Below are 13,649 nucleotides of genomic sequence, written 5' to 3'. Positions count from 1 at the left end.
GCCGGCCCGACGCCGCGAGAAGCGGCCATGGCGCCGGCGTACGAGACGCCGTCGGGGAGCATGACCCGGCCGCGACGTTCGGGCCCGGTCGTCGCGCCCACCGTGGTCACCCACGGGTCGCGGTGGGCGGCCGGGGACCGGGCGGCGTTGCCGGCCGCGCCGACCACCACGACGCCGGCCTCGGTGGCGCCCAGGAGGGCCCGCTCGACGGTGTCGAGGCGCGCGGGTCCGCCGACGGACAGGTTGAGCACGTCGACACCGTCGGCCGTCGCCGCGTCGATGGCGGCGACCAGGTCGGCGCTCGCGCAGCCGTCGTCGCGCGGGTCGGGGGCGCTCCAGCAGGCCTTGTAGACCGCGAGCCGGGCCTGTGGCGCGACGCCGGTGTAGCTGCCGACGCGCTGGCCGCGCACCCGCGCGGGCACGTCGGCGTTGCCGGCGACGATCGAGGCGACCTGGGTGCCGTGCCCGTCGTCGTCGAGCGGGGAGAGGGAGGACGCGGAGCGCAGCCGGTCGGCGCCGAACCCGTGGACGAACCAGCGCGCGCCGACCACCTTGCCGTTGCAGGCGTCCTCGGACCAGCCGGCGCCGGTCTCGCAGGTGCCCGTGAACCCGCCGGGCGCCCGACCGAGGCCGCTGACCGCGGAGAAGAGCGGCGAGTCCGGCCAGAGGCCCGAGTCGACCAGACCGACCACGACGCCGGCGCCGCCCCGGCTCGTCCCGCCCGGCCCGAGCACACCGGTCGCCGTCGGGCGGCGCCCGGCGAGCGGGCGCACCGCGTTGCGCTCGACCAGAGCGACCCGCGGGTCGGTCCGCAGGCCGGCGGCCTGCTCGGCCGAGAGGCGTACGGCGAAGCCGTTGAGCGCCGTCGTCCAGCGATAGACCGGCTCCGCGCCGCCGACGCTGTCGAGCACCGCGTCCTGGTCGGCGTGCATCCGGGCGGCGCCGAACAGGTCCGCTCCGCTGCCGGACGTGCCGGGCCCGGTGAGCGTCACCAGGTAGATCGCCGCGGGTCCCGGCTGGTCGCCCGGATCGTCGGTGTCGGGTTCGGTGGCGGTGGCCGGCGACAGCACGGCGAGCGTCGTGGCGGTGAGGGCAGCGCTGAGGGCGGCGGCGAGTCCCGCGCTGAGCATGCGCAGCGTGGCCATCGGCACCCCCTCGCGGTTTCCGGTCGTGTGAACCACCCAGTGTGACAGGTGGTTCGGAAGTGTTTCCACGGTTCCCTAGTCTTGGTGCCATGCACGCAGCGCCCCTCGTCGTCGGCTTCGACCTCGACATGACGCTGATCGACACCACGCCCGGGTTCGGGGCCGTGCTGCGGGCGCTGGGCGCGGAGCTCGGGGTCGAGTTCCCCGTCGAGCAGATGACCGCCCGGCTCGGCCCGCCTCTCGACGTGATGCTCGGCGAGCACCTCGCCGCCGACGCCGTCGGCCCGGCCGGCGACCGGTTCCGGGCTCTCTACCCCGACCACGCCATCGCGTCGGTGCCGCTGCTCGGCGGCGCCGAGGACGCGATCGCCGCCGTACGCCGCCACGGCGGCCGGGTGCTCGTGGTCACCGGGAAGTACCCCGCCAACGCCCAGCTCCACCTCGACCACCTGGGGCTCGACGTCGACCACCTCGAGGGCTGGGTGTGGGGCGTCGGGAAGGCCGACGTGCTGCGTCGGGAGGGCGCCACGATCTACGTCGGCGACCACGTCCACGACGTCGAGGGCGCCAAGGCCGCCGGGGCCCTGAGCGTGTCGGTGCTCACCGGTGGGTGCGGTCGGGAGGAGCTGCTGGAGGCCGGCACCGACGTGGTGCTCGAGACCCTCGCGGAGTTCCCCGCCTGGCTCGAGGACCACCTCCTGGAGCTGCGTCTCGACGCCTTGGCGGCCGACCTGCGCGAGCGCGGCTCGGTGCTGGTCGCCTACAGCGGCGGCGCCGACAGCGCGTTCCTGCTCGCGGCGGCCGTGCGTGCGCTCGGTCCCGACCGGGTCGCGGCCGCGACCGGCTACTCCCACTCGTTGCCGCTCGCCGAGCGCGACCCCGCCCGCGAGTTCGCGGCCTCGCTCGGCGTGGAGGTGCTCACCCCGGCGACCCACGAGATGGAGCGCGAGGGCTACCGCGCCAACGGCGCCGACCGCTGCTACTTCTGCAAGGCCGAGCTCCTCGACGTGCTCACGCCGCTCGCCGCCGCCCACGGGCTCGCCCACGTCGCGACCGGCACCAACGCCGACGACGCCGTCGCGGGCTTCCGACCCGGCATCCGGGCCGCCGACGAGCGCGGTGCGATCGCCCCGCTGCGCGACGCCGGGCTCACCAAGGCCCAGGTGCGGGAGGCCTCCCGCCGGTGGGGGCTGCCCACGTGGGACAAGCCCGCGGCCGCGTGCCTGTCGTCCCGGGTCGCCTACGGCGTGGAGGTCACGCCGTACCGTCTGGGCCGGGTGGACCGGGCCGAGACCGCCGTCCGGATGCTCTTGGCCGACGCCGGCCTGCGCGACCTGCGGGTCCGTGACCTGGGCGATCGGGCGCGCATCGAGGTCGACGCGACGCTGCTCCCGATGCCCGCCGAGCTGGAGGCCAGCGTGGTCGATGCCGTCCGCGGGGCCGGCTTCGCGGACGCCGAGGTCGACCCCCGCGGATTCCGGTCGGGCTCGATGAACGAGGCGCTATAGGCTGGAGCGTCCTGGTCCAGCAGCAGCCGAGTACGAGCAAGAAGAGGTCAGACCGTGCCCACTGGCAAGGTGAAGTGGTTCGACGCCGAGAAGGGTTTCGGCTTCCTCTCCCAGGAGGACGGCCCCGATGTCTACGTGCGCACCGAGGCCCTCCCGACCGGCACCACGAGCCTCAAGGCCGGCACCCGGGTGGAGTTCGGCATCGCCCAGGGCCGCCGCGGCGACCAGGCGCTCCAGGTGCGGATCCTCGACGCGCCGGCGTCGGTCTCCCGCGCCCAGCGCGACGCCCGGCGCAAGAAGCCCGAGGAGATGGTCACGATCGTCGAGGACCTGATCCGGCTGCTCGACGGCGTCGGCGAGGCCTACCGCCACGGTCGCCACCCCGACGCCCGCACCGCCAAGCCCGTCGCCAAGCTGCTCCGCGCCCTCGCCGACGAGCTCGAGTCGTGACTTCCCACCGTTGATGCGGGAGAGGTCGTCCGGACTCGGGCCTCAGAGCTGCCGGGTCGACGGCGCCGGCTCGCGCGCTGCGCGTCGCGGGTGATTGGCCAGCACGAACACCGCCCACGCCCCGAGCACGACCGCGGCGACCCCCAGGCCCAGCCGGGGCGGGTCGAGCGGCAACGCGATGCCGACGAACCCGCCGATCACCCAGGCCAGCTGCAGCGTGGTGTCGCTGCGGGCGAACGCGCTGGCCTGGACCCGGTGGGGGATGTCGCGCTGGATCGTCGCGTCCAGGGAGAACTTCGCGAGCGCCTGGCCGAGCCCCGCGACCAGGCCGAGCAGCGCGACGCTCAGCACGCCGTAGAACAGGGCCGCCACCACCGCGACGCCGACGTCGACGACGAGCACGGCCGTCACCGTGATCGCCGGGCTGATCCGCTTGAGCACCGACGCGGCGACCACGCCGAGGAAGTTGCCCAGTCCGGCGGCACCGACCACGATCCCGGTGAGCACCTGCGGGCTCCAGTCCCCGATCGGGTTCTCCCGCAGCAGGAAGGCCATGAACATGATGAGGAAGCCCGAGAGCCAGCGTGGCCCGCAGTTCGCGCGGAGCGCGTAGGCGACCGCCGCGGGGATCTGGGTGCGCCGCCGTCCCGAGCCCCGCTGCTCCGCGGCCCCGCGGAGCACCATCTCCTCCTCGCCCTGGCTGGAGTCCACGCGGGCCGGCAGCCGGATCGCCGCGACCGTGGCCACCACGAACAGCACGAACGCGTAGCGCAGCACCCATTCCGGCCCGGCGAGCGAGGCCAGGCCCGCGATCGGGGCCGAGACGGCGACGCCCACGATGCCGGACATCGACACCCGGCCGTTGGCCTTGACCAGCGTGAACGCCTCCGGCAGCAGGCGGGGTACGGCGGCCGCGCGGGTCACGCCGTACGCCTTGGACGCCACCAGGACACCGAGCGCCGCAGGGAACAGCAGCGTCGACTCGGTGACGACCGCGTCGGCCAGCACCCAGCACAGGAACGCCCGGATCGCCATCGTCGCGCCGATCGCCCAGCGCCGGCCGTGGGCGAACCGGTCCAGGAACGGCCCGATCAGCGGCGCGACGATCGCGAACGGCAGCATGGTCAGCCCGAGGAACAGCGCGACCTGGCCCCGCGCCTCGCCCGAGGGCACCTGGAAGAACAGCGTCCCCGCGAGCGAGATCGCCACCGCCGCGTCGCCGGCGGTGTTGAACGTGTGCATCTGGATCAGCCGCGACAGCCCCGACTCGCCCGCGCCCTGGGCCTCCGCGGCCCGCTTGGCCTGGCGGACGGTGAAGCTGCCGAACCGTCGGGTCGCGCGCGCGGTCGCACCCAGCCCGCGGGCGACCCGGGTCCCCGGCCCGGTGGTCGGTGTCTCGGGCGACGGGGCGGACATGCGTCCCATCCTGCCGCACCCGACCTGACAGTCGGCGCGGACATGAGTCATGATTCCGTGGTGATCACGACCGCACGTCCCAAGCCCGACTCCGCCACCGTGGCGGCCGTGGACGTCGCCCGCGACGCCCTCGTCGAGCAGGTCGGCGCGGCCGACGTCGGCGACCACCTCGAGCACGTCGTCGAGGGGGAGCGCGTGGTCACCCACCTGTTCGCGTGCGAGCGTCCCGGGTACGTCGGCTGGCGCTGGTCGGTCACGCTGGCCCGGGCGCCCCGTCAGAAGCACGTGACCGTCGACGAGGTCGTGCTGATCCCCGGCGCCGAGGCGATCGTGGCCCCGCCGTGGGTGCCCTACCGCGAGCGCATCAAGCCCGGCGACCTCTCCCCGGGCGACCTGCTGCCGGTGGACGACGACGATCCGCGGCTGGTCCCGACGTACTCCTTCGGCGACGATCCGCTCGATGCGGACGACAAGGCCCAGGTCCGGCAGGTCGCCCAGGACCTCGGGCTGGGCCGGGTGCGCACGCTCTCGCCGGAGGGTCGCGAACTCGCCGCGCAGCGGTGGTACGACGGCAACGGCGGGCCGGAGGCCCCGCTCGCGCGCTCGGCGCCGGACAACTGCACCACCTGCGGGTTCCTGATGCGCATCGCCGGGCCGCTCGCGGAGCTGTTCGGCGTCTGCGCCAACGGCGACGCCAACGACGACGGCCGGATCGTCTCCTTCGACCACGGCTGTGGCGCCCACTCCGAGGTGCGGCTGGCCAAGAAGCACGAGCCGCAGCCGTTGCCGGACCCCGTGGTCGACACGATCAACCCCGACGACATCGAGCTCTTCTGACTCGGCGTTGCAGGTTTCTGCAACGGGGTCGCCCCAGGCCCGGCTGCGCTCCTAGGGTGTCGCCACACGCGCCTCGGGAGGTCATCGTGTCGTTGTCTCGTTCTCATGCCGTCCGGCTGGGCGTGGCGCTGCTCGCGCTCGCGTTGACGGCACTCGCCGTGCCCGGTTCGCCGCTGCGGCCGAGTGCTGCCGACGCCGCCGGCTGCAGCAGGCTCGTGACGAAGCGGGTGTCCTTCGAGAGCACCGAGACCACGACGACCTATTGGGTGAAGGTCCGCACCAGCGGGGAGGTGATCACCACCAAGCACACGGTGATCAGGAAGGCAGACCTCGGCCGTGCCAGGCTCAAGCTGGAGCTGTGCAAGTCCGGGGGCAAGTGGTCGATCTACGACGTCGATGCATCGACGCCGCACAACGACCTCTCCCTCACGATCAGGGGCGGAAAGGTCACCCGCATCAAGCCTGCCTCTGGGGACACCGGCTATGCCGTGTACCTCCGTGGCGTGAAGGCCACGAGGGTTCGGCTCGAGGCGGATCGGTGCACGGCCTCGCCCCAGAAGTTCAGCGACACCGCGTTGAAGACGCTGAAGGCGCTGACGGCCATCCCGTGGAAGGTCAAGAAGAGCTGGCAGTCCTGGGCGCTGTTCGCGGCGAACATCGCGATCCCGGACGCCCCGCCGAAGAAGTACTACTGCGGTCGGATCGGGCCCGTGGTCGACGTCCGGCTCGACCTCAACAACGGGAAGCCCCGCCTCGTGTGGGGCGGCTCGGGGCAGGAGATCCGGAATGTTCGTGACTCCACCCAGCAGCCCTGCCCTGATGCCTACCGCTCCTGCGCAGAGATCTGGGACCAGACGGTGATCATCAAGAAGCCGTGAGGGTTCAGTCGGCCTCGGCGGTTACCCGGGTACGGCCGCCCGCTCGCCGCGCGCCTTGCGGCGCCGCCGGCAGTACTCGAGCCCGAACAGCCCCAGCCCGAAGCCGGACAGGCACGTCCACAGCCACCACTCGTTGCCGGAGTTCTCGAGGCGCCCGTAGAACGGCAGCAGCGCCAGGAAGCCGATCAACCACAGCGCCGTACCGACCTCGACCGTGCGTACGCCGTCGACGTCGAGCGGCTCGACGTCGGCCACGAAGAAGGTGCGCTTGCCGATCTCGTGCTGCAGCGGCTGGTCGTCGCGAAGCTCCACGCGAGACACGCTAGTCGACGGCCCCCGGGTCTGGGATGCTTGCGGTCCGTGAGCACTCAGACGACCACGGGTCGCAGCGGCTTGGACCGCTACTTCAAGATCACCGAGCGTGGCTCGACCGTCGAACGCGAGATCCGCGGCGGTCTCGTCACGTTCTTCACGATGTCCTACATCATCGTGCTGAACCCGCTGATCATCGGCTTCGCGGCCGACCAGGACGGCAACCTCCTCGGCTCCTCCGACGGCGAGCCCAACCTGGCCGCGATCGCCGCCGGCACCGCGCTCGTCGCCGGCGTCCTGACGATCCTGATGGGAGTCGCGGCCAACTACCCGCTGGCGCTCGCCACGGGGCTCGGCCTGAACGCCTTCGTCGCGTTCTCGGTCGCCAACCAGATGACCTGGGCCGACGCCATGGGTCTGGTCGTGATCGAGGGCCTGGTGATCCTGGTGCTGGTGCTGACCGGGTTCCGCGAGGCGGTGTTCCACGCGGTGCCGGCGCAGCTGAAGATCGCGATCTCGGTCGGCATCGGCCTGTTCATCGCGCTGATCGGCTTCGTCGATGCGGGGTTCGTACGCCGCATCCCCGATGCCGCGCACAGCACGGTGCCGGTCCAGCTCGGTCAGAACGGTCAGCTCTCCGGCTGGCCGGTCCTGGTGTTCGCGATCGGCCTGGTGCTCATCATCAGCCTCTGGGTGCTCAAGGTCCGCGGCGCGATCCTGATCTCGATCATCGCCACGACGGTGCTGGCGATCATCGTGGAGGCGATCGCCGACCTCGGCCCCAGCACCGAAAACCCGAAGGGCTGGAGCCTCAACGTCCCGGCCTGGCCCGACGACATCGTCGCGACCCCGCACTTCGACACCCTGGGCGAGTTCAGCCTGCTCGGCTCCTGGGACAACGCCGGCGTGGTCACCGTGCTGCTGCTGATCTTCACGCTGATGCTCGCGGACTTCTTCGACACCATGGGCACGATGACCGCGATCGGCGCCGAGGCCGGGCTGCTCCAGGAGGACGGCACCCCGCCGAACACCCGCCGCATCCTCGTGGTCGACTCGCTCGCCGCGGCCGCCGGTGGTGCCGCCGGCGTCTCGTCGAACACCTCCTACATCGAGTCGGCCTCCGGCGTCGGTGAGGGTGCCCGCACCGGCCTCGCCTCGGTCGTCACGGGCCTGTTGTTCCTCGCCGCGATCTTCGTCGCGCCGATCGTCGAGATCATCCCCTCCGAGGCCGCGGTCCCCGCGCTCGTCCTCGTGGGCTTCTTGATGATGCAGCAGGTCAGGGGCATCGACTGGGACGACCTCGAGATCGCCATCCCGGCGTTCCTCACGATCGTGCTGATGCCGTTCACCTACTCGATCTCGGTCGGCATCGGCGCCGGCTTCCTCGCGTACGTGCTCATCAAGGTGATCCGCGGCCGCTTCGCCGCCATCCACCCGCTGATGTGGGTGGTCGCTGCCCTGTTCGTCGTCTACTTCGGGATCAGCCCGATCACCAACTGGCTCACCTGACGCCGAGTCGGCGCCAGTTTCCCGCTCAACCCCGCCGAGTCGGCGCCAGTTTCCGAGAACTGGCGCCGACTCGGCATCTCATAGCGGGAATCGTTAGCGCAGGTAATGAGTTATGCTAACGATATGCCGACGCTGCAGAAGGTCTCGAAGACGGACGCCGGGCTCGCCTCCGAGCTCCGACTCAGCGTCATGCGCCTGCGGCGCCGCCTCGCCGGCGAGCGCCACCCCGACAACGCATTGAGCATCAACCAGATGGGCGTCCTCGGGGTGCTCTACCGCACCGGCGGTGGGCTCACCATCGGCGAGCTCGCGGCCGCCGAGCGCGTCCAGCCCCCGTCGATGACCCGCACGGTCAACTGCCTGGAGGAGAGCGGCGACGTCGTACGCCGCCCCCACGACACCGACGGCCGCCAGGTCGTGGTCGAGCTCTCCGAGCAGGGCCGGGCCCGCGTGCTCGCCGACCGGGAGCGACGCGACGCCTGGCTGGCCCAGCGGCTCCGGGAGCTGACGCCCGACGAGCGCGCGATCTTGCGCCAGGCCGCCCCGATCCTCGCCCACCTCGCCCAACGCGACTGACCAGAAGGACTGACCACCACACCTTGAGTCCCACGTTCCGCTCGCTGCGCAACCCCAACTACCGGCGCTACCTCGCCGGCAGTCTCGTCTCCAACACCGGCACCTGGATGCAGCGCGTGGCCCAGGACTGGCTGGTGCTCCAGCTGCCCGGCAACAGCGGCAGCGAGCTCGGCATCACCACGGGTCTGCAGTTCCTCCCCATCCTGCTCCTGAGCCCGTACGCCGGCGTGGTGGCCGACCGGTTCCCCAAGCGCCGCCTGCTCCAGGTCACCCAGGCGATGATGGCGCTCGCCTCGCTCGCCCTCGGGCTGGTGGCCGTCCTCGGCGTCGCGCAGACCTGGCACGTCTACCTGATCGCGTTCCTGTTCGGCATCGGCGCCGCGTTCGACGGCCCGGCGCGCCAGTCGTTCGTCTCCGAGATGGTCGGCCCCGACGACCTCACCAACGCGGTCGGCCTCAACTCCGCGAGCTTCAACGCCGCGCGCATCCTCGGCCCCGCGGTGGCGGGCCTGATGATCGGCGCCCTCGGCGGCGGCGCGCAGGCGACCGGCTGGGTGATCCTCGTCAACGCGGCGTCCTACCTGGCCGTGATCGCCCAGCTGCAGCGGATGGAGGCGGCGCTCCTGCACCCAGCCGAGCTCCAGCACCGCGAGCCCGGGATGCTGGTCGAGGGCGTCCGCTACGTGCGCAGCCAGCCCAAGATGGTGCTGATCATGATCATGGTGTTCTTCGCGGGCACCTTCGGCATGAACTTCCAGATCACCTCCGCGCTGATGGCGACCGAGGTGTTCGGCAAGGGCGCGGGGGAGTACGGCGTGCTCGGCTCGGCGCTGGCGGTCGGCTCCCTGACCGGAGCGCTGCTGGCGGCCCGGCGGGTCCGGATCCGGGTGCGGCTGCTGGTGGTGGCGGCCCTGGGCTTCGGCGTGGCCGAGATCGTGGCCGGCCTGCTGCCGACGTACGTCGCGTTCGCGGTGTTCGCCCCGGTGATCGGCTTCTTCACGCTGACGTTCCTCAGCTCGGCCAACGCGACGCTCCAGCTGGAGTCCGCACCGGCCCTCCGCGGGCGGGTCATGGCCCTCTACATGACGATCCTCATGGGCGGTACGCCGGTGGGCGCGCCGATCATCGGGGCCGTCGGCCAGCACCTCGGTGCCCGGTGGTCGCTGATCATCGGCGGGGTGCTCACCATCGCCGGCGTACTCTTGGCATTGGCCGTGCACGCCCGCCTCGACAGTGGCCTGCGCACCGTTTTGACCGTGCCCAGCCACCCGGGTAGCCTTTTTCCTCGTGTCTGGGACAACCAGGCCGTTGCGCGTGCCCGGAAGCAATCGGGGAGTCAGGTTCTCGAGTCCGGCACCGGAAGCCCGTCGACGAAAGCCCTCACCGGATCTCGTTGACAAGCGCGGTCGGGGCGACACGCCCGACCTCGGGGGCAGCGACGAGGGTTGACCTAGCACCACCCGGACACAGAGCAGTACACCGTGCGGACAGGGCGTCCGTACTGAGAGCGGAAAAGAAGGGGAACCACCCGGTGCCCACCATTCAGCAGTTGGTCCGCAAGGGCCGCCAGGACAAGGTGTCGAAGAACAAGACGCCTGCCCTCAAGGGTTCGCCCCAGCGACGCGGTGTGTGCACCCGCGTCTACACCACGACTCCGAAGAAGCCGAACTCCGCTCTCCGCAAGGTCGCCCGTGTGCGCCTGTCGAGTGGCGTCGAGGTCACGGCGTACATCCCGGGCGTCGGCCACAACCTCCAGGAGCACTCGATCGTGCTCGTTCGTGGCGGCCGGGTGAAGGACCTTCCCGGCGTCCGCTACAAGATCATCCGCGGCACGCTCGACACGCAGGGTGTGAAGAACCGTAAGCAGGCCCGCGGCCGCTACGGCGCCAAGAAGGAGAAGAGCTGATATGCCGCGCAAGGGTCCCGCTCCGAAGCGGCCGATCGACATCGACCCCGTCTACGGGTCGCAGCTGGTCTCCCAGCTCGTCTCGAAGGTGCTGCAGGACGGCAAGAAGCAGGTCGCGCAGCGCATCGTCTACACCGCCCTCGAGGGCTGCCGCGAGAAGACCGGCACCGACCCGGTCGTCACGCTGAAGCGTGCACTGGACAACGTCAAGCCCGCCATCGAGGTCAAGTCCCGCCGCGTCGGCGGTGCGACCTACCAGGTCCCGATCGAGGTCAAGGGTGGGCGTGGCACCACGCTCGCGCTGCGCTGGCTGGTCGGCTACGCCCAGGCCCGTCGCGAGAAGACGATGTCCGAGCGCCTCATGAACGAGATCCTCGACGCCTCCAACGGCCTCGGTGCCGCGGTGAAGAAGCGCGAGGACACCCACAAGATGGCCGAGTCCAACAAGGCCTTCGCGCACTACCGCTGGTGACTCGGGTGGGAGCTGGGTACCCCCAAGCTCCCACCACCCACCAGACTTCCTACTTTCTAAGGAACGCACAGACAGTGGCTGTCGACATCACCACGGACCTCAACAAGGTCCGCAACATCGGCATCATGGCGCACATCGACGCCGGCAAGACCACCACCACCGAGCGCATCCTCTTCTACACCGGGATCAACTACAAGATCGGTGAGGTCCACGAGGGCGCGGCCACGATGGACTGGATGGAGCAGGAGCAGGAGCGCGGCATCACGATCACGTCGGCCGCGACGACCTGCTGGTGGAAGAACCACCAGATCAACATCATCGACACCCCGGGTCACGTGGACTTCACCGCCGAGGTCGAGCGCTCGCTGCGCGTCCTCGACGGCGCGGTCGCGGTGTTCGACGGTGTCGCCGGTGTCGAGCCGCAGACCATGACCGTGTGGCGGCAGGCCAACAAGTACTCCGTCCCCCGGATGTGCTTCGTCAACAAGCTCGACCGCACGGGCGCGGACTTCTTCCGCTGCGTCGACATGATGGTCGAGCGCCTCAACTCCACCCCGCTGGTCCTCCAGCTGCCGATCGGTGCCGAGTCCGACTTCCTCGGGGTCATCGACCTGGTCGGCATGCGCGCGCTCACCTGGCGCGGCGAGACCAAGATGGGTGAGGACTACGAGGTCGAGGAGATCCCCGCGGAGCTGGCCGAGCAGGCCGCCGAGTACCGCGAGAAGCTCCTCGAGACCCTCTCCGAGGCCGACGACGACATCATGGAGAAGTACCTCGAGGGCGAGGACCTCTCCGTCGAGGAGCTCGAGGCGGCGATCCGTCGCGCGACGCTGGCCGACAAGGTCAACCCGGTCCTGTGCGGCACCGCGTTCAAGAACAAGGGCGTGCAGCCCCTGCTCGACGCGGTCGTGAAGTACCTGCCCTCGCCGCTGGACATCGGCGAGATCGTCGGCCACTCGGTCAAGGACGAGAACGAGCAGATCTCCCGCAAGCCCGCCGACGACGAGCCGTTCTCCGGCCTGGCCTACAAGATCGCCAGCGACCCGCACCTCGGCAAGCTGATCTACGTCCGGGTCTACTCCGGCAAGCTCGAGGCCGGCTCGACCGTGGTCAACTCGGTCAACGGCCGCAAGGAGCGGATCGGCAAGGTCTACCAGATGCACGCCAACAAGCGTGAGGAGATCGCGTCGGTCGGCGCCGGCCAGATCGTGGCGGTGATGGGTCTGAAGGACACCAAGACCGGTCACACCCTCTGCGACCCGCAGCACCAGGTGGTGCTGGAGTCGATGACGTTCCCGGCCCCGGTGATCGAGGTCGCGATCGAGCCCAAGACCAAGGGTGACCAGGAGAAGCTCGGCACGGCGATCCAGCGCCTCTCCGACGAGGACCCGACGTTCACCGTCAAGTCCGACGAGGAGACCGGCCAGACGATCATCGCCGGCATGGGCGAGCTCCACCTCGAGATCCTCGTCGACCGGATGCGTCGCGAGTTCCGCGTCGAGGCCACCGTCGGCAAGCCGCAGGTCGCCTACCGCGAGACGATCCGCCGCAAGGTGGAGAACCACTCCTACACGCACAAGAAGCAGACCGGTGGTTCGGGTCAGTTCGCGAAGGTCGTCATCTCGATCGAGCCGAGCATCGACCCCGAGACCGGCACCGGTGCGGGCTACGAGTTCGTCAACAACGTGACGGGTGGCCGCGTGCCGCGCGAGTACATCCCGTCGGTCGACCAGGGCGCCCAGGAGGCGATGGAGTTCGGCGTGCTCGCCGGCTACCCGATGGTCGATGTCAAGGTCGCACTCGAGGACGGCGCCTACCACGACGTCGACTCCTCCGAGCTCGCGTTCAAGATCGCCGGCAACCAGGCCTTCAAGGAGGCCGCGCGCCAGGCGAAGCCGGTCCTGCTCGAGCCGATGTTCGCGGTGGAGGTGACCACGCCGGAGAACTTCCTCGGCACGGTCATCGGCGACATCAACAGCCGACGCGGCCAGATCCAGGCACAGGAGGAGCGTCACGGTGACATGGTCATCAACGCCCTCGTGCCGCTGTCCGAGATGTTCGGGTACGTTGGCGACCTGAGGTCGAAGACCTCCGGCCAGGCTTCGTACTCGATGGAGTTCGACTCGTACGCCGAGGTCCCCCAGGGCATCGCCGACGAGATCATCAAGAAGGTGCGGGGCGAGTAACCCTTCGCGGTTGCAGTCCGGACCCTCGGCAGTACCACCAGCAAGTACGAGTCAAGTAACAACCCAACCAGGAGGAGCCCACAGTGGCTAAGGCGAAGTTCGAGCGGACCAAGCCGCACGTCAACATCGGCACCATCGGTCACATCGACCACGGCAAGACGACGCTCACCGCGGCGATCACCAAGGTCCTGCACGACAAGTACCCGGACCTGAACCCGTTCACGCCGTTCGACGAGATCGACAAGGCTCCGGAGGAGCGTCAGCGCGGCATCACGATCTCGATCGCGCACGTCGAGTACCAGACCGAGGCGCGTCACTACGCGCACGTCGACTGCCCGGGTCACGCGGACTACATCAAGAACATGATCACCGGTGCGGCCCAGATGGACGGCGCGATCCTCGTGGTCGCCGCCACCGACGGCCCGATGCCGCAGACCCGTGAGCACGTGCTGCT

14 protein-coding genes are annotated in these 13,649 nt (G+C 70.4%); 11 read left to right on the top strand and 3 right to left on the bottom strand.

The features are described 5' to 3' along the window. A partial coding sequence (locus VGD85_RS11480; protein WP_331063575.1) for a S8 family serine peptidase occupies positions 1-1,145 on the bottom strand: 1,145 nt, incomplete at its 3' end. Between the two features lie 89 nt (positions 1,146-1,234). On the opposite strand from VGD85_RS11480, the gene larE reads away from it, so the two are divergent. After that, positions 1,235-2,653 carry an ATP-dependent sacrificial sulfur transferase LarE gene (larE, locus tag VGD85_RS11475; protein ID WP_331063574.1) on the top strand — a complete coding sequence of 473 codons (1,419 nt, stop codon included), beginning with the start codon at positions 1,235-1,237 and terminating at the stop codon, positions 2,651-2,653. A 54-nt stretch (positions 2,654-2,707) separates the two neighbouring features. After that, positions 2,708-3,103, top strand: a complete 396-nt coding sequence (locus VGD85_RS11470; protein ID WP_331063573.1) for a cold-shock protein — start codon at positions 2,708-2,710, stop codon at positions 3,101-3,103. 42 nt (positions 3,104-3,145) lie between these two features. Here VGD85_RS11470 and VGD85_RS11465 read toward each other — a convergent pair whose 3' ends face one another. Beyond that, a complete protein-coding gene (locus tag VGD85_RS11465; protein ID WP_331063572.1) occupies positions 3,146-4,519 on the bottom strand; it encodes an MFS transporter in 1,374 nt (457 codons plus the stop codon). A 42-nt stretch (positions 4,520-4,561) separates the two neighbouring features. Between VGD85_RS11465 and VGD85_RS11460 the strand changes: the two genes are divergently transcribed. Both VGD85_RS11460 and VGD85_RS11455 read left to right on the top strand, forming a co-directional pair. Then, positions 4,562-5,356: a DUF3027 domain-containing protein gene (locus tag VGD85_RS11460; protein ID WP_414690801.1), complete on the top strand. Its 795-nt coding sequence runs from the start codon at positions 4,562-4,564 to the stop codon at positions 5,354-5,356. An 86-nt stretch (positions 5,357-5,442) separates the two neighbouring features. Continuing rightward, positions 5,443-6,234: a hypothetical protein gene (locus tag VGD85_RS11455; protein WP_331063570.1), complete on the top strand. Its 792-nt coding sequence runs from the start codon at positions 5,443-5,445 to the stop codon at positions 6,232-6,234. Between the two features lie 21 nt (positions 6,235-6,255). Here VGD85_RS11455 and VGD85_RS11450 read toward each other — a convergent pair whose 3' ends face one another. Continuing rightward, positions 6,256-6,546, bottom strand: a complete 291-nt coding sequence (locus VGD85_RS11450; RefSeq protein WP_331063569.1) for a DUF2530 domain-containing protein — start codon at positions 6,544-6,546, stop codon at positions 6,256-6,258. A 48-nt stretch (positions 6,547-6,594) separates the two neighbouring features. Here VGD85_RS11450 and VGD85_RS11445 point away from each other — a divergent pair, with 48 nt between their 5' ends. The 7 genes from VGD85_RS11445 to VGD85_RS11415 form a co-directional block, all read left to right on the top strand. Next, positions 6,595-8,055 carry an NCS2 family permease gene (locus tag VGD85_RS11445; protein WP_331063568.1) on the top strand — a complete coding sequence of 487 codons (1,461 nt, stop codon included), beginning with the start codon at positions 6,595-6,597 and terminating at the stop codon, positions 8,053-8,055. A 123-nt stretch (positions 8,056-8,178) separates the two neighbouring features. Continuing rightward, a complete protein-coding gene (locus VGD85_RS11440) occupies positions 8,179-8,631 on the top strand; it encodes a MarR family transcriptional regulator (RefSeq protein ID WP_331063567.1) in 453 nt (150 codons plus the stop codon). Positions 8,632-8,654: 23 nt separating this feature from the next. Next, positions 8,655-10,028 (top strand): MFS transporter, encoded by a 1,374-nt coding sequence (locus tag VGD85_RS11435; protein ID WP_331063566.1) that lies wholly within the window; start codon positions 8,655-8,657, stop codon positions 10,026-10,028. 134 nt (positions 10,029-10,162) lie between these two features. After that, complete coding sequence (rpsL, locus tag VGD85_RS11430) at positions 10,163-10,537, top strand: 30S ribosomal protein S12 (RefSeq protein ID WP_331063565.1); 375 nt, start codon at positions 10,163-10,165, stop codon at positions 10,535-10,537. Between the two features lies 1 nt (position 10,538). Next, positions 10,539-11,009, top strand: a complete 471-nt coding sequence (rpsG, locus tag VGD85_RS11425) for a 30S ribosomal protein S7 (RefSeq protein ID WP_331063564.1) — start codon at positions 10,539-10,541, stop codon at positions 11,007-11,009. Between the two features lie 74 nt (positions 11,010-11,083). Further along, positions 11,084-13,195 carry an elongation factor G gene (fusA, locus tag VGD85_RS11420; protein WP_331063563.1) on the top strand — a complete coding sequence of 704 codons (2,112 nt, stop codon included), beginning with the start codon at positions 11,084-11,086 and terminating at the stop codon, positions 13,193-13,195. A gap of 83 nt (positions 13,196-13,278) precedes the next feature. Further along, positions 13,279-13,649, top strand: a 371-nt coding sequence (locus VGD85_RS11415) for a GTP-binding protein (RefSeq protein WP_331063562.1), incomplete at its 3' end; no start/stop codon positions are given.

It is taken from the genome of Nocardioides sp. (assembly GCF_036401255.1).
GTDB lineage: Bacteria > Actinomycetota > Actinomycetes > Propionibacteriales > Nocardioidaceae > Nocardioides.
This window is presented reverse-complemented; position numbering and strand designations above follow the sequence as displayed.

Coding starts and splice junctions, on each gene's coding strand:
- VGD85_RS11440 (WP_331063567.1), top strand. CDS start 8,179: ATGCCGACGCTGCAGAAGGTCTCGAAGACGGACGCCGGGCTCGCCTCC.
- VGD85_RS11460 (WP_414690801.1), top strand. CDS start 4,562: ATGAGTCATGATTCCGTGGTGATCACGACCGCACGTCCCAAGCCCGAC.
- larE (WP_331063574.1), top strand. CDS start 1,235: ATGCACGCAGCGCCCCTCGTCGTCGGCTTCGACCTCGACATGACGCTG.
- VGD85_RS11465 (WP_331063572.1), bottom strand. CDS start 4,519: ATGTCCGCCCCGTCGCCCGAGACACCGACCACCGGGCCGGGGACCCGG.
- rpsG (WP_331063564.1), top strand. CDS start 10,539: ATGCCGCGCAAGGGTCCCGCTCCGAAGCGGCCGATCGACATCGACCCC.